This is a genomic window from Mucilaginibacter oryzae (genome assembly GCF_003148845.1).
In the GTDB taxonomy this organism is placed as follows: Bacteria; Bacteroidota; Bacteroidia; order Sphingobacteriales; family Sphingobacteriaceae; genus Mucilaginibacter; species Mucilaginibacter oryzae.
The window spans coordinates 30,337-47,326 of the sequence record NZ_QGHA01000012.1 but is presented as its reverse complement, the minus strand read 5'-3'; the positions used below and the strand labels follow the sequence as shown (position 1 = coordinate 47,326).

14 protein-coding genes are annotated in these 16,990 nt (G+C 43.3%); 12 read left to right on the top strand and 2 right to left on the bottom strand.

Features of this window, described 5'->3' with window-relative positions:
- The first annotated feature begins 2 nt into the window (after positions 1-2).
- The 5 genes from LX99_RS21515 to LX99_RS21495 all read left to right on the top strand — a co-directional run bounded on the left by LX99_RS21515 (position 3) and on the right by LX99_RS21495 (position 4,199).
- Positions 3-641, top strand: a complete 639-nt coding sequence (locus LX99_RS21515) for an O-methyltransferase (protein WP_022830141.1) — start codon at positions 3-5, stop codon at positions 639-641.
- A 3-nt stretch (positions 642-644) separates the two neighbouring features.
- A complete protein-coding gene (locus LX99_RS21510) occupies positions 645-1,190 on the top strand; it encodes a glycoside hydrolase family 73 protein (RefSeq protein WP_109609703.1) in 546 nt (181 codons plus the stop codon).
- A 60-nt stretch (positions 1,191-1,250) separates the two neighbouring features.
- Positions 1,251-2,087 (top strand): glucosaminidase domain-containing protein, encoded by an 837-nt coding sequence (locus tag LX99_RS21505; protein WP_109609702.1) that lies wholly within the window; start codon positions 1,251-1,253, stop codon positions 2,085-2,087.
- Positions 2,088-2,255: 168 nt separating this feature from the next.
- Positions 2,256-3,044, top strand: a complete 789-nt coding sequence (locus tag LX99_RS21500; RefSeq protein ID WP_109609701.1) for a peptidase associated/transthyretin-like domain-containing protein — start codon at positions 2,256-2,258, stop codon at positions 3,042-3,044.
- A 132-nt stretch (positions 3,045-3,176) separates the two neighbouring features.
- Positions 3,177-4,199 (top strand): DUF3078 domain-containing protein, encoded by a 1,023-nt coding sequence (locus LX99_RS21495; RefSeq protein ID WP_245927984.1) that lies wholly within the window; start codon positions 3,177-3,179, stop codon positions 4,197-4,199.
- A gap of 6 nt (positions 4,200-4,205) precedes the next feature.
- On the opposite strand, the gene LX99_RS21490 is transcribed toward LX99_RS21495, so the two are convergent.
- The gene (locus tag LX99_RS21490) at positions 4,206-5,408 is read right to left on the bottom strand and encodes a redoxin domain-containing protein (RefSeq protein ID WP_109609700.1); all 1,203 of its coding nucleotides are present in this window, start codon (positions 5,406-5,408) and stop codon (positions 4,206-4,208) included.
- A 123-nt stretch (positions 5,409-5,531) separates the two neighbouring features.
- Here LX99_RS21490 and LX99_RS21485 point away from each other — a divergent pair, with 123 nt between their 5' ends.
- The 6 genes from LX99_RS21485 to LX99_RS21460 all read left to right on the top strand — a co-directional run bounded on the left by LX99_RS21485 (position 5,532) and on the right by LX99_RS21460 (position 13,116).
- Positions 5,532-7,043 (top strand): sensor histidine kinase, encoded by a 1,512-nt coding sequence (locus LX99_RS21485; protein WP_109609699.1) that lies wholly within the window; start codon positions 5,532-5,534, stop codon positions 7,041-7,043.
- Positions 7,031-7,729 carry a response regulator transcription factor gene (locus LX99_RS21480; protein WP_109609698.1) on the top strand — a complete coding sequence of 233 codons (699 nt, stop codon included), beginning with the start codon at positions 7,031-7,033 and terminating at the stop codon, positions 7,727-7,729. The genes LX99_RS21485 and LX99_RS21480 overlap by 13 nt, the downstream gene beginning before the upstream one ends.
- Before the next feature lie 240 nt (positions 7,730-7,969).
- Complete coding sequence (gene ffh, locus LX99_RS21475; RefSeq protein WP_109609697.1) at positions 7,970-9,298, top strand: signal recognition particle protein; 1,329 nt, start codon at positions 7,970-7,972, stop codon at positions 9,296-9,298.
- A gap of 397 nt (positions 9,299-9,695) precedes the next feature.
- On the top strand, positions 9,696-10,439 hold the full coding sequence (locus LX99_RS21470; RefSeq protein WP_109609696.1) for a hypothetical protein: 744 nt from the start codon (positions 9,696-9,698) through the stop codon (positions 10,437-10,439).
- 81 nt (positions 10,440-10,520) lie between these two features.
- On the top strand, positions 10,521-11,444 hold the full coding sequence (locus LX99_RS21465; RefSeq protein WP_109609695.1) for a hypothetical protein: 924 nt from the start codon (positions 10,521-10,523) through the stop codon (positions 11,442-11,444).
- 88 nt (positions 11,445-11,532) lie between these two features.
- Entirely contained in the window at positions 11,533-13,116 is a 1,584-nt protein-coding gene (locus LX99_RS21460; protein ID WP_109609760.1) for a M1 family metallopeptidase, read from the top strand.
- An 89-nt stretch (positions 13,117-13,205) separates the two neighbouring features.
- Here LX99_RS21460 and LX99_RS21455 read toward each other — a convergent pair whose 3' ends face one another.
- Positions 13,206-13,478 carry a hypothetical protein gene (locus LX99_RS21455; RefSeq protein WP_109609694.1) on the bottom strand — a complete coding sequence of 91 codons (273 nt, stop codon included), beginning with the start codon at positions 13,476-13,478 and terminating at the stop codon, positions 13,206-13,208.
- Positions 13,479-13,884: 406 nt separating this feature from the next.
- Between LX99_RS21455 and LX99_RS21450 the strand changes: the two genes are divergently transcribed.
- On the top strand, positions 13,885-16,830 hold the full coding sequence (locus LX99_RS21450) for an outer membrane beta-barrel protein (protein ID WP_109609693.1): 2,946 nt from the start codon (positions 13,885-13,887) through the stop codon (positions 16,828-16,830).
- Positions 16,831-16,990: the final 160 nt, after the last annotated feature.

The window sequence follows — 16,990 nt, the reverse complement described above, 5'->3', positions numbered from 1 at the left end:
GCATGGATATTCTCCCTAATGCCTTACTGGCTTACTTAGATGACCATTGCGACCCCGAACCGGAAGCGCTGCAGAAGCTCAACCGCGAAACGCATATCAAAGTGCTGAAACCGCATATGCTGTCGGGGCATTACCAGGGTCGTTTGCTCAGTTTTTTGAGCAAAATGGTGCAGCCCAAACGCATTCTTGAGATAGGTACGTTCACAGGCTATTCTGCAATTTGCCTGGCCGAGGGATTAGCGGACGACGGCATTCTTCATACCATCGAAGTGAACCGTGAAATGGAGGAAATCATCAATTCACACTTCAAACTAACAAATGTTGAAAATAAAATAAAGCTGCATTTTGGGCAGGCAGAGGCCATTATTGCTGATTTACAGGAAGATATTTTCGATTTGGTGTTTATAGATGCTGATAAAAAGAATAATTATACTTACTTTCAATTAGTTTTTGACAAAGTCAGGTCCGGAGGATTAATAATAATTGACAATGTTTTGTGGAAGGGAAAGGTATACGGCCCCGAAAAAGATGCCGATACTGAAGGAATTCGCAAACTAAATAACCAGATAGCTGTTGATAGCAGGATAGAAAAGCTGATCCTGCCCGTACGCGACGGCTTATTGGTTATCAGAAAAAAATAAATTATGAAGAAAGTCTTACTGATTACAACACTGTTGATTTCAACATTAGCTGCTTCAGCACAGAAAAACACCTCAACTTCTTACATTGATAAATTCAAAGATGATGCCATTCGTATTATGCACGAAACGGGCATCCCGGCCAGCATTGTTTTAGGTGTGGCCATGCACGAATCGGGCTGCGGCAACAGTACAATAGCCCAAAAACTGAACAACCAGTTTGGAGTAAAAGGCGGAAACACTGTAGTTTATACCAAACACAACAAAAAAGTTCGCACCTCATACAAACGTTACGATTCTGTTTTTGAATCCTTCCAGGATTTTGCCCGCATCATGACCGAGCGCAAACAGTTCAGCCACCTGGCCGACGCGCTTACCCATTATGATTATAAAGGCTGGGCAAAAGGGATCCAGCGCGCCGGGTATGCCGGTAGCCGCAAATGGGCCTCACAGGTTTTAGGCATCATTAACCATTACAACCTGAACCAGCTTGACGAAAACCCGGCCACGCAAACCCAGCTCGCCGACGCCACAGAAACCAAAAAGCAATAATTACGTTTATAAATCTTAATTTGGCCCTATTTATACGCCACTATATAAGATTTAAGCATAATGCGAAAACTAATATACCTTTTTGCGGCCCTGGCCTTCTTTTGCTCGTGCTCTACCCGTAAAAAAGCCTCGTCGGTATCGGGCCGCGACGCACGCCGCAACAATAACAGCATCCAAAAAGCCAATAAGGATGCTATTGCCAATTACCGGTCGTACACGTCTTTAGATTACATTGAACGCTTTAAAGGCATCGCCATACAGGAAATGAACCAGTACGGCATCCCGGCCAGTATTACACTTGGCCAGGGTTTGTTTGAATCGGGCGCCGGTAACAGCGACCTTGCCAAATATGCCAACAATCATTTCGGTATAAAATGTACCTCCGACTGGACAGGAAAAAGTTATTATAAAGACGACGACCAGGTAAACGATTGTTTCCGGGTGTACGATAACCCGGAGGATTCCTTTCGCGACCATTCCGCCTTCCTGAAACGTAAAAATTACGCCAGGCTTTTTGAGTTGGATAAAGACGATTACAAAGGCTGGGCATATGGTTTAAAAAAAGCCGGATATGCTACCAATCCTAAATACCCGGAGTTGCTGATTAATATCATTGAAAAATATAATCTTACACAATACGACCGGCCGGAAGGCGAGATAGCCAAAATTAAACGCGAAGACCGCGTACTAAGCCAGATTAACAGCACCATCAACACCCCGGCTCGGGATACCCTGAGCAAAACCCCGCCCGACGACAAGATTTACACCGTAAAACAAGGCGATACACTATACAACATTTCCAAACGTTTTGGAATAACTGTTGATGACCTTAAAGCGCTGAACAGCATGAGCGACAACGGCATCAAAATTGGCCAGAAACTGGTAGTAGTAAAATAGAAGGTTTAGAGGCAGGAAATCAAGAGTCATGAATCAAGAACAAAGAGGTTGAATATCTTTCGCCTTGTCTTGCATCCTGCTTCCTGGTGTCTTGACTCTATCCCCCAATAGTTAATTGTTGTTAAATAAATGATTACCCCGTGTATAACATATAAATTTGCATCCCTGATGAAATTCTGGTTGCTGTTACTATGTTTTACCCTACCCTGCGCGGTTGTTTTTGCCCAGCAAAAAACCATCGACGGCGTTGTGTTTGATAAAGACAGTAAAGACCGTATTGCCAAAGTAAACGTACAAAACATCACCACGGGCAAATCCATCTACAATACCTTTAAAGGCGAATTCTCTATAGAGGCCCAACCCGGCGATGTACTGGTTTTTACTAAATTTGATCACCATCCGGATACTTTGAAGGTACCAAATACCCAGTCCCTGGCTGTTTACATGAAACCAAAGGCCATACAGCTTAAAGAGGTTATTGTACGCGATACCTTGATGAACCCGCAAAAAAAGCTGGCAGCAACCAAAAACGATTATACCAAAGTATTCGGCCCGCTAAATAACCAGGACCTGCTAAGCTTCGGACCGGGCGGAGCGGGGTTAAGTATCGATGCCATCTGGAATTCCCTGAGCCGCAGTGGCCGTAACGCGGCGCACCTGCGCGAAACCATCGAAAAAGATTATCAGCAAAGCGTTATCGACTATCGTTTTAACCGTACTTACGTAGGCGCTATTACCAACCTGCAGGGAGAGCAGCTTACCCAGTTCATGATCAGGTACAGGCCGGGCTATTTCCAGGTAAAAAACGCCACCGACTATGAGTTTATCGCTTCTATCAAAACAAACCTCAAACGTTTTTTAAAGTATAGCGGCAAGCGTTCATACTCGCTATCCCCACTTGTTACGCCCGAAGCCGATAAGCAGCCTTTGGGTAAAGGCGATATACCACAATATTAATAAAGCCTTCATTTTAGTATCCATCGTTTAAAGTATTTTTGCCGCGATATTTGCCAGGCCCGTTAAACACACAGCCAACATTTTTGTTTATTGTAGGTAAAAAAGGAGATTTTTTGCTTTAATTTGTTTACTATGTTAAAAACAAAACCGGTACTGCTGTTAATTATACTATCAGTAGTGTGCGCTTTCTCTGCCAATGCACAAACAGATACCCTTAAAAAAGATACGGTTAAAATTGATACCGCCATCCTTAACAAATACCGGATCGACTCCCGGAAAAACGCTATCCCCACACGCTCCAGGCCCGTACAAATTCAACGCGAACAGGTGCCTGTAAGCATGCTTGATTATAAAATTAATTACTGGAAAAAGGCCATTACGTTTGGCTTAAACTTTAGTCAATCGGCATTTAGTAACAACTACAGTGCAGGTGGTGTAAGCGCGGTAGCCTTAGGATCGAACTTTATATACCATACCGAATATAACAAGGCCCCGTTCAGCTACGTATCAGAACTGAACCTCACTTACGGCGTATCTAAAAACAAAGGCCAGGGCAAGCGTAAAACCAACGACCGTATTTATTTTGATAATAAGGTAGCCTCGCAATTATCAAAAAGCTGGTACTTTTTCGGAGCGCTTACCTTCGAATCGCAGTTTGATAAAGGTTTTAACTATGTTGATCTGGGTAACGGTAAGTTTGATGCGCAGTATATTTCCAACTTCATGTCGCCGGGTTATTTGACGGAGTCGCTCGGTTTTGAGTACAAGCCAACCGGTTGGTTCGATTTGCGTTTAGGCACAGGTACAGCCCGTCAAACTTTTGTGCTGGATCATGATATTAAACGCTACAAACCGGATAACTATGGTGTAGATACCCTGAAAACGATAAAGAACGATCTCGCGTTCCAGGTGGTGGCTTTGCTTGATAAGGATATTGCCAAAAACATACACCTCAATACCCGTTACGCCTTGTTCATCCCTTACGGGCAGGAACTTAAATTTATCACCCACCGTATTGATTTAACGCTAACCGCCAAAGTTAACCGGCTGATCAGCGCTACGGTAAACGGTACATTTTTGTACGACAGGCACACCTCCGACCAGGCCCAGGGCTACGAAGGCATAGGGCTGGGGATGCTATACAGGTTCCCGTAAAGGTTATTATTTGTAAAACACCAATACTTTCATTTTACGCCCGGCCTTGCTCAACACAAGGCCGAGTTTGTTTACAGACTGCAGCACTGCTCCACGCGTACTCATATCTGCCATGGTTTTGATATCGTATTTCTCTTTCAGCCCGGTTTCATCAACTACCGGCAGGTCAAACTCATTGCTTAAATAATTTGTGGCGAAGCTTTCTAAGGTTACGGCAATGCCATCATAACCATTACCGTTAAAGCTGTAGTCCGTTTTGCTTTGGGTAGATATGTTAAAATTAAGCTTTTGTGCCGGGTTTGTTTTCAAAACATAAACGGGTATAACTTTTTCAGTTATTCGGGCTTTTATAGGTAATGTCCCCAATAGCTTTCTTTGCATAATACTATACAGGCTGTCTTTATCTTCAGGTTTAACCAACAGGTCGAGACAATAGCGGGTAGCTTTATTATCAAAATCACAAACCGCTTTTTCGTCAACTTCATATAAAACTTGTTTTGGCGATGTGATACCGAAGGCTTCCTTATATAAAAGTTCGGCACAAACATTCATATAACTTACCCTCCGGCCAAGGTACGGAGCGTTTAAATAATGCTTACCCATGGTTTGTTGACCGGCCATATAACCCCGGAGGGTAAAACTTTCAGACAAAGTACTGTCTACGCCAAATACATCATTATGGGTAATTACCGGCAAACCCTTTAATTCAGCCGATGATTTAAGCGGTTTCCCACTAATTAGTTTATCGATCAACCGCTGGTTAACCGAATCTGTTTTTACAAGCGCAACCACCTGGTGCTTGCTGTTAATAATAGCTGCCTGCCCTACATATGAAAAGCCGAACGCTTTATATAAAAAGAAAGATGTATCACTGGCCAGCCATAATGTTGAAGGTTTTTTGTTAACATACTTTTTCAAACGATTAACCGGATCATTCGAAATACCGATGATCTGCACACGCCCTTCGTTGGCTTTTTGTAGTTTGGCGAGGGCGTCCATTTCGGGGATGCAGGGGCTGCACCAGGTACCCCAGAAGTTTAAAATATAAAATGGGGTACGGGCCTTGCCCATAAAATTGATTTTTGTAACCGGGGCATTAATGACGGGACTGATAGTGATAGCAGGCATAACATCACCGGTGTTTAAGCTTGATTGTGCCGTTGCCGAAAAACAAAGGGCAGATAAAACAAAGGATAGGATTTTTTTCATTGCTTGTATAGATTATCCCACAAAAGTGCTGTACCGGAAAATAAAACCGTGTTATCGGCCGGGTTAACTAACGTTATATTATGTTAACGGCAGGCTGCTTTTAAAACCGATGTTTTACATTTGATGATGCAGAAAAATGCCCGGTTGATAATTGTTATCTGCGCCAGTGCTATTGCCATGGTGCTGCTACTCCAATTTTACTGGGTGAAAAATTACTACGCCGTAAACCAGGCCACATTTGAAAAGGAAGTGAATATGGCTTTTGAAGATGCGCTAAAAAAAGAGTTTAGTTTACGTTGCGATACTATACAAATGCTTATTGCAAAACACCTGATGGATACCTCAGAGTTTAGGATAACCAGCAAATGGGATAGTACGAAGAACGGGCAGATCTATACCATAGCGAACGCGCACAGACTTAAAGACGCATTTAAGTTTTCGTCGGTGAGTTTCAGAGAAATTAATAAAGCTGTGATGCCAGGCGATACTGCTTTTAAATGGGTAATTGCCAAACGCTTTGCCTATAATTTGCGCACCGAAGATCTTCAAAACCACATAGTTTACTACCGCACCCAAAATCTGGGCGCATTTATGGTTGATGAGGTAAGTAAATATGATTTTGACACAGTTAGGTTAAGACCGGTACTAAAAAAGTATCTTAATGAGCGGGGCATCAATATTCCCTTCGGGTTTTATTTACGAGAGAGAGACAGCACTTTTAACAGAAGCCATTTTGATAAAAAATTGCTGGATAAATTTCCTATCATCACCAAATCTTATCCTACCTATCAACAGAACTCTAAACAGCAATTTGTACGGGCATTGTTCAGCAACCCCTTTACTTACGTGATAGCGCGGACGGGTTATATGTTTGCAGGTTCGTTATTGCTTATCGCTGTTGTGGCATTTAGCCTCATCTATTTATTAAGGCTATTGTTGCGGGAGAAACGGCTGTCAGCCATAAAAAATGATTTCATCGGTAACATTACCCATGAATTTAAAACTCCTATTGCCACGGCTTCGGCGGCTATTGAGGCATTGAGCGGCTTCGGTGTGCTCAATGATCCCACCCGAACCCAACGCTACCTCTCCCATTCCAAAAATGAACTGGATAAATTATCCGCTTTGGTGGATAAGGTACTAAACATAGCCGTGCATGAAAACAGCGGGTTCAATATCAAACCCGAACCCGTTAATATTGATACCGAAATACAATACCTGCTAACCAACACATCCGCTCTGCCTGGTAAAAAAATACATTGGCTTTATAACAACAGCACAGGCTTATCGATAGTTAAAGCCGACAGGCTGTATTTTCAGCATGCGATCAATAATATTATCGATAATGCGGTGAAATATTCAAAGGATGGAGATATGTACATAAACGTTCATGTAAGCCTAAAGAATAACTTTTTAATCATCGCTGTAACAGATGATGGCGTAGGTATAGCCGCTAATGATCTGCCGCTGGTTTTTGAAAAGTTTTACCGGGTACCCACCGGAAAGCACAAAGTAAAAGGCCATGGCCTGGGCTTAAGCTATGTAAAAAGCATAGTAGAGCGGCACAGCGGCTGGTGCAAAATTGAAAGCGAACCAGATAAAGGAACAACAGTTAATTTAGCATGGCCGATATAAAAAGCATCAAAGTATTATTGGTTGAAGACGAACCCGTACTGGCCGAAATTGTTCAGGAAAGCCTGCAATCGCGCGGCTTTGATGTTGTGTTGGCCGATACCATTATTACCGCCCGGACTATTTATTTCAGTAACAAGCCGGATATTATTGTGCTTGATGTGATGCTGCCTGATGGCAGCGGCTTTGACCTGGCGCGACAGATCAGGAATGTGGATACCGAACTGCCTGTCATATTTTTAACATCACGCTCATTACCGCAGGATGTGGTTGAGGGCTTTGAAAGCGGCGGCAACGACTATCTGAAAAAGCCTTTCAGTTTGGAGGAATTGATTATACGCATCCGTGCTTTATTAAGTAAAAACCGATTATTGATAACTAAACAAGCCGGTACAGGTAATACAGCAATAGGACGGTATCTGTTTTATTACCCGCAAGGCGAGCTGGTTTTGGAGGGAAACCGCCGCGCACTTACCACCCGCGAAAGTGAAATATTAAATCTGCTTATCATGAATAAAAACCGTTTACTTGACAGGAACGAGTTATTACTGAACTTATGGCAAAACGATGATTATTTTAGCGGGCGCAGCCTGGATGTGTTTATCACCAAGCTAAGGCGGTACCTGAAGGAAGACCCTTCGGTAAATATTTTGAATATTCGGGGGCGGGGGTATAAGTTGATATATTAACCTTAACAAGGGAAATAACGTCATTGCGGTACGAAGCAATCGCACGGAAGCTGGTACGCCCTGTATGGTTTGCAATTGCTTCTCGCAATGACGTCTTTGACAATTTCTTTGTGACAAGGTATTCTTATCATTTCTGCATAAAGCAATTTCACCCCATCTATTCTGCCAACTAATTGAGTTAATATAGTTCAAAATCATACCTTTGTATCCTTATAAAAAAGATTAAAGTTTTTTAATATAATGTTTGAAAATCTTTCGGATAAACTCGACAGGGCGTTTAAAGTCCTGAAGGGGCAGGGAACAATAACAGAAATAAACGTGGCCGAAACCATGAAGGAAATCCGCAAGGCCCTTCTTGATGCCGACGTAAACTATAAAACCGCCAAAGCATTTACCGATGATGTGAGGCAAAAAGCGCTTGGCGCCAATGTATTAACATCAATTTCGCCGGGCCAGCTGCTTACCAAGCTCATGAATGATGAGCTTACCGCTTTGATGGGCGGTACCACAGCCGATCTTAATTTCCCGGCCACCCCTACCATTATCCTGATAGCGGGTTTAAATGGTGCCGGTAAAACTACTTTTACCGGTAAACTGGCTAACTACTTAAAAACACAGCGCAATAAAAAACCATTACTGGTTGCCGATGATATTTACCGCCCGGCTGCTATCGATCAGCTGGAAGTATTGGGCCAGCAGATTGGTGTACCGGTTTATGCCAACCGCGAATCGAAAGATCCGGTTGCTATTGCCCGCGAAGGTATAGCATTGGCTAAACAGAACGGCCAAAATGTGGTGATCATCGATACCGCCGGTCGTTTAGCTATCGATGAGGCCATGATGGTGGAGATTGAGCAGGTTAAATCTGCAGTTAAACCTCATGAAATCCTGTTTGTGGTAGATTCGATGACCGGTCAGGACGCGGTGAACACAGCCAAAGTGTTTAATGACCGTTTGGACTTTACAGGTGTGGTATTAACCAAATTAGATGGTGATACCCGCGGTGGCGCGGCGCTGTCTATTAAATCGGTAGTGAACAAGCCGATTAAATTTATCGGTACCGGCGAGAAGATGGAAGCGCTGGACGTTTTCCACCCCGATCGTATGGCATCGAGAATTTTGGGCATGGGCGACGTGGTTTCATTGGTGGAACGTGCGCAACAGCAGTTTGATGAAAAAGAGGCCGCCGAACTCCAGAAAAAGATCCGCAAAAACAAATTCGACTTTAACGACTTTTACGGCCAGATCCAGCAGATCAAAAAAATGGGTAACATGAAAGATCTGATGGGCATGATACCGGGCGTGGGCAAAATGATGAAGGATGTAGAGGTTGATGACAATGCCTTTAAAGCTATCGAGGCCATTATCCAATCCATGACGCCATTTGAAAAGGCTAATCCTGAAACCATCAACCAAAGTCGCCGTAACCGTATAGCCAAAGGATCGGGAACGGATATCCAGGAGGTTAACCGCTTAATGAAGCAGTTTGACGATATGAAAAAAGTGATGAAACAAATGAGCAACCCGGCAGCTATGGCCAACATGATGCGCCGGATGCCGAAGATGTAATCCCTGAGATGCTGAAAATGCAGGTGAATATTTCGAGAAAAACGGTTATTCGCATGGTAGTAGCATTTTTCAGCATATTGTTGATTATATCAGGGCTAATGCTATATGGCTTTTTACTAATGGCAGAAGATGACCGGGGATTAACCCCATAAATTATACGCCTCCGAATGAATAAGAACGCCGCTTGCCAAAACAAGCGGCGTTTTGATTTGCAAAAGCGGCTGATGAACAAAGTGAACAAGTGTATAATTTATGATACACAATTCCACACCCTATGTGTTTAAAAGTCATGAAAAAGTCATTGGCGATGCAGTGGCATTTGGTTTGATTTAGTACTACAGACAAGCGGGAAAGCCGATGGCATCCCGTAATGTATTAGTAACTAAATATTTAGACCATGAAAAGTTTAATGAAACCGGTATTATTTACCGCGGCATTATTTGCCTTTAAAGTTAGTTCGGCACAGGTTAATATTGGTGCAACAACAGCAACAAAAATTGCCACCAAAGTGGCTACTCCAACAGTTAACGCGGCTTCTATAGCGCAAAAAGCTGTTAATACTACTTCTACGGTAACTAACCAGGCTGCAACTCAGGCCCAAAATGTGGCTGCACGTACAGCGGCCCAAACACAGGCTACAACAAACCAGGCTGTAGCTGGTACAGCCGTTAACCAGACTGCAAATGTAAGTACCGGCGTAACTTCAACAGTGAACGCCACTGCCGGTTCAACAGCAGCACAGGCTGGCGTTAACAGCAACACAAACGCTACAGGCAACCTGAATACAACTGGCGTTACAACAACCGGACAAAAAGCGTTAAACACTACCGAAGGTGTTGCCGCTAACACTTCCGAAAAAGTGAGCACTAATGCCGCCGCTTTAAGAGCAGGTGCTACTACCACAGCCGGTAATACAGTTGTTGCTGCGGGTAATGGCATTGATAATATCAGCAAAAATGTAAGCGTTACTTCATCCGGCAACCTTAACAGTTCAGGCAATACAGCTGTTAGCGCAAAAAGTTTAAGGTCGGCCGTTTCAGGTAGCGGTTCTTCAAATACTGCCGCTAAAGTGGGTAAAAAAACAGTGACTGTTAAAACATCAGGCAGCGGTTCATCCAAACTGAGCGCTACCAAACAGTAATATCGTTAACATACAACTAAATCAAAAAGGCCGGAACCGGCCTTTTTGATTATCCGGACCTTTTTTTATTATCCCCTCGCTATGAAAAAACTTAAACTTTTCCTGTTACTGGCTTTGGCCGGGCCTGCTGCATTTGCTCAGCAAAAAACAGATACGGTAGCAAAAACTAAACAACTGTTTGTAAACGCGGGTGTTCAGTATCTCTCAAATCTCACTTATGCTGGCCGTCGTGATGAAAGTAGTGTACCTGTGTTATTGCCATCGCTAACACTGGTTAGCAAGCAAGGCCTCTTTATTAGTGCGATAGGCTATTTTGATTTAAACGGTTCAAAATCAGGCACCGAGGGGCTAAGTGTTACACCCGGGTACGTTTTCGCCTTTGACGCTAAACGGTACTATGGTGGTAACGTATCGGCAACCAAATATTTTATTACCGCGAGCAGCCCTATTATCCTATCGTCGTTTAATGCCACCCTGGATGGACAATTATATGCCAATCCTGACGACGTTGTAAAGTTAACGGCTGGCATAAGCTACCGTTTTAACAAAAACAATAGTAATGACGTGGTAAACACAGCCGAGCTATCTAAAGAAATTTTCGCGCTGAAAACCGGTACCGATCAAAAAAGCGGACTGAAGGTTACTCCTACCGCTACGCTGTATGCCGGTACACAATCTTTTTATCAAACCTATTACACCGAATCGCAGGTTACCCGCTCGGTGGATGTTCCGCAGAGTCAAACCCCTATCAACATCCTGTTTCCGAATCAGCCCAAACAAACCATTATTACCCAAACTGTAACACAACAAAACCAACGCGAGGTAAGACAATATAAGTTACTGGCCTTTAGCGGTTCGTTACCGGTAACCTACAACATCAATAAAATTCAGCTCTTGTTTACCCCCTATCTTATCAAGCCGTTTAACCAGGTTGATTATGTAAGCAACTCAAAAATGGATGGCCTTTATTTTTTATTTACCACCGGGGTCAATATAACTTTTTAGTTATTTGAAAAAACAAGTATGGCGCAAAGGCAGTAAAAGCCTGTTTTTATTAGCTTTGTTGCCGTACAATTCAATTTTGAGGAAGCTTATGCGCAGGATTTTTCCCGTTCTTTTTTCGTTAACAACAATTTTTTTTACCATTCCGGCCTTTGCCCAGGTACCCGGTGCCCCTATTGATGTTAAACATTACACCTTTGAGATTAAACTAAATGATGCCGATAATCATATTGAAGGCAAGGCTACAATCACCGCTAAGTTTTTAGCCAATACCGCCACCGTTAACTTCGACCTGGTAAAAAAGAATGCTGAAGGAAAGGGCATGCTGGTATCGGCTGTAACAGAAAACGGGAAACCGGTAAACTTTACGCAGGATGAGGAACAACTAAAAATTAACACCCATGCGCTAAGAGGCAACACCCGCAATTACACCATCACCTACAGCGGCGTGCCGGCCGATGGGTTAATTATATCAACAAACGCTTTTGGTCACCGTACTTTTTTTGGCGATAACTGGCCTAACCGCGCGCATAACTGGTTGCCTTGTGTGGATAACATTGCAGATAAAGCGCCGGTTGACTTTATTGTTACCGCGCCTGATCATTACGACGTGGTATCGAACGGATTAAAAACCGACGAAAAACAGCTTCCCGGAAAAATGAAACTCACCCAATGGGTTGAAACCGTAGCCCTACCCACCAAGGTAATGGTTATCGGTGTGGCCGAATTTGCTATCGATCACCCCGGAGATGTTAACGGGATCCCGGTATTTACCTATGTATTCCCGGAGAACAAAGAAACCGGGTTTAAAAACTACGCGGTAGCTAAAGATATTTTACCCTATTTTATCAAAAATGTTGGCCCATACAGCTATGAAAAGCTGGCAAACGTGCAATCAAAAACCATATTTGGCGGCATGGAAAACGCGAGCGCTATATTTTATTTCGAAGAATCGGTTAGTGCGCCCGGCATAGAAGAGCTGATGGCGCACGAAATAGCCCACCAATGGTTTGGCGACGGTGCCAGCGAAAAAAGCTTCGGTCACCTGTGGCTAAGCGAAGGGTTCGCAACCTACATGACTAACCTGTATCTTGAAAATAAATACGGCGCAGATACCCTGAAAAAAAGACTTATTGCCGACAGGAAAAAAGTGATCAAATTTGAACAGAACCGCCTGACCCCGGTTGTTGACACCGCGGTTAAAACCAATTACATGCAGTTACTGAACGCCAATAGCTATGAAAAAGGAGGCTGGGTATTGCACATGCTCAGGCGAAAACTGGGCGACGATATTTTTTGGAAAAGTGTACATAACTATTACGTTAAATACCAGGGAGGCAATGCCAACACAGACGACCTGAGGCGGGTAATGGAGCAAACGAGCGGTAAAGACCTGAAACAGTTTTTTACACAATGGCTCCACACGGCCGGGCATCCCAAACTAACTGTTGCCTGGACATGGGATGATAAAACAGGCAGCCTTGCCATCAATGTACTGCAAAACCAGGACTATATTTACCACTTCCCCTTAGAAATCGGGATAGACGGCGAGTTGCAGACGCTTACGGTAAAAGATAAATCAACTACCGTTCACTATAAAATGAAGGCCAGGCCAACAGAGATTAAAATTGATCCAAATGTAAACCTGTTGGCTACTTTTGATGAACAACGTTGATTAGTAGCATATCTCCCGGAGGTACAGATTACCGGCCTACCCATACGTTTTCGGCATAAGGTTATGTGAAAGCCGGAAAATATCCTGGTTTATTTTAACTGGCTTATATTTTCGAAAAAAGCAACCTGCAGATCAAGCAGCGATTTCACGTTTATTTTTTCACCGTAGGCATCAAAACATAAAATCCGGGTGTACTCAGGATGACCTTTTTTTGATTTTTCGAGGAAGTTAAAAGTTTCAAAAAAATAATGATTGGTGGTTATCTTGTTCCTGTTATCTGTTTGCGATGTATTCAGCCTGAAACCGATCGCGTCGATCCACTTGTGCACTTTGGCGTGCAGTGAGTTACTTATTTTTTTCATAGGTTAATGTTTTATAAAGCACAACGAAAATTTATGCCACAATGTTGCCGGTTCAACAATAGATTTTTAAACAATGGTTCATAATCGTTGTGGATTATTAACGCTTTAACGGTATAGCTTAGTATTTGCACGGCCAAATACACAAAACATCGCGCCTTAATACGCAAAAACATACGGAATAAACTGATAATTCCATTTTAAACTACAGTCCGGTAAAAAAACGGAATTATTTAGCCTGCCTTTTACCCGTTTACATGTAACAATAATATGATTGGCAGGCCTTTAAGCCCCAAAAATGTAACAATCATATATTGATTAAGCTTTAAATACATTTTAAGTTGAACATTTGCATCGGTAATACGTCTAATACACCAAAAACAACAAATTGTACGCTGAAAAAAAATTTATGAAAGCCGTTCTCCTTATTTTGAGTTTTACCTTTTTCATTGCTTTTGCATCTCATGCGCAAACCGGCAGGGAAGTAAAAGGAACTATTGTCGACTCCACCAAACTATCGCTGCCTGGCAGTAGTGTTAAACTGGTTTCAACTTCGGGCGATAGTACCATAGCCATTGCTGATGCCAACGGAAAGTTTTCGTTCCCGGTTGTAAAAGGCACCAAACTAACGCTTACCATATCATCTATTGGTTTTACGTCCATTAAAAAACATTACTCGCTTGATGCCGGTACCCAACCGGTAGACCTTGGTGCTATTGTAATGAAAGCCGAAACCAATATGCTTAACCAGGTGACCATTGTTGGCGTTAACCCGGTTATTTTAAAAGAAGACACCACCGAATATAAGGTAAGCGCCTACCCGGTACGTGAAAATTCTCCGGTTGAGGATGTATTGAAAAAACTACCCGGTGTTGATGTGGATAAAGATGGTAACGTTACCGCGCAAGGAAAATCGGTAACCAAAGTGAGGGTTAACGGCAAGGATTTTTTTGGCGGCGATGTTAAAACCGCTACTAAAAACCTACCCGCCGATGTTGTGGAGAGCATACAGGTGATTGATGATTATGGCGATCAGGCCAACCTTACCGGCGTTAAAACCGGCGAACCCGATAAGATCCTGAACATCACCATCCGTAAGGACAAGAATCACGGCTATTTTGGGCAGGCTACAGCCGCCGATGGTAACGACTTTTTACCTAAGGCTCCGGGCGTATCCAACCAGAACCGTTACCTGGGCGACCTGAAATTTTTCAATTTTAATAATGACCAGCAGATAGCCGTTTTAGGAACCATCAATAATACCAACGTAAACACATTCACTTACGGTACCCCCGCAGCCGGTGGTGTAGGCGGCTTTGGCGGCGGCGGTGGTGGTCGCGGTAACGCGCTGCGTGGCTCAAGCGGTTCTACTACCAATGCTACGGGTATTACAAACGCGCACAATATCGGCGCTAACTACCGCGATCAATGGGGAAAAACCGTTTCGGTTTACGGCAGCTATAGCTTTACTGATAATACCACTCGCACTATAAGCTCAAATATCCAAAACAATAATACCTCAACACCAAGCACCAGTAACCAGAAAAGTGATCAAACCGATAACCCGATTAATCATCGCTTTAACTTTAACATTGAGTGGAAGCCCGATACCATTAACTACTTAAAAGTAATACCTAACTTTAGCTATGCCAGTACCAATACCGATGCGGACGAATCGCTGGCAGCTACACAAAGAGGGGTACTATACCAATCCTATACATCAAAATCGCATACCGACGCCACATCGCCAAACTATGGGATCAACGCGTTATACAACCACCGCTTTAATGCTCATGGTCGCAACCTGAGCATCAATATCAGCGCTAACTCATCAAAAAACACGCAATACGATAACCCTACTTATGATTATGACGAGGGCTCGTTACGCTCGTCTCCGGCCAATCAACAAATTTTCACCAATAGTAGGGTTACCACTTTAGGTGCCGTATTGTCGTACCTGGAGCCTGTAAGTAAAAGGGGATACATGGAGTTAAGATATGAATTTAACCGGTCTTCAACCCAAAGCGATAAAGAAACCGATACGCTGAGCAACGCCAACACTTTAAACTACTACGATTTGTTCAGCAATCGCTATAAATACAATTTTACCACCAACCGCGTAGGCCTTAACTACCGCTTTGTTGAAAAAAAATACAATCTTACCCTGGGCATTGGCGTGCAACCGGCTACATTGAATGGTTTAAACCTCAAAAACGATTCGGCAACGCATATAAGTACATTCAACGTAATCCCTACGGCACGTTTCAGCTACAACTTTACAAGGGGTAAATCTTTAAACTTTTTGTACAACGGTTCGAGCAACCAGCCATCGTTTAGCCAGTTGCAGCCTGTTCTTGATTTTAGCAACGCTACTTACCCGGTGCAGGGTAACCCCAACCTCAACCCCGAGTTTAACAATAACTTCTCGTTGCGTTACAACAACTTCAGCTTCCAAACCGGTAATATCCTGTTTACCAATTTAAACTTCACTACCACTCAAAATAAAATAGTACAAAACATCATCACTTACCCGCGCGATTTTACACCGGCCGCGTTAGCAGCCAACCCTTCATTAAAAAACCTGCGCGGCGCAAACCTCACCACTTACCTTAATGCCGATGGCTATTACTCCGGAAGCGCCAACGTGGTGTATGCCAAGCCATGGGCTGAGCGTAAGTACACTCTGCAATTTAGCGGCGCGGTAAGCTATACCAACAGCATTGGTTTTTCGAACAGTATTGATGAAAACAATGTAGCCTTGTACGATGCGCCGCTTAAAAACATTGCCAAAAACCTCAATTTAACCCCGGGTTTAAAGTTCAGGACCAATATTGTTGATGTTATTGATGCCGAACTTAACGGCAGTTACGGCATCAACAAAACCACCAATACCGTACACAATGAAATAACCGACGGCAGCTCAAACTTCCGCACATTGAATTTGGGTTTGGTAGGCAAAAATTATTTCTGGAAAGACTGGACACTGAGCTACGATTTTACCCGTACCGTAAACTATGGCTATGCAAGCAGCCTGGATATCAAAAACCCCAATATTTTAAACGCTTATGTTGAACGCCGCTTTCTGAAAGATCACCGTGCAACCATCCGTTTGGCCGCTTATGATTTATTTAACCAAAACACCGGTTACACATCCATAGTTAACGGTAACATTACCACACAATCAAACGTGAATAAATTAGGCCGTTACTACCTGTTGAGCTTTACGCTGCGCTTACAAAAATTTGCAGGCAAGGCGCCGACGCAGGATCCGGGACAGCGCAGGTTTAACCGTGACGGCGGACCGGGTGGCGGTCCCGGCGGTCCCGGTGGGCCGGGCGGACCAGGTTCGTTTTAATTAATGCCTTAAACGGAAGCATATATAACCAACAAAGGGGCTTTTTGCATACGCAAAGGGCCTCCTTTGTTTTTATACGGGGATGCCGGTTTGTTAACGAAGCTGAAGAAAATAGCCCACAGCAACTAACTCTGTTGTTAAAGCCAGAGGGCTTGTTTTA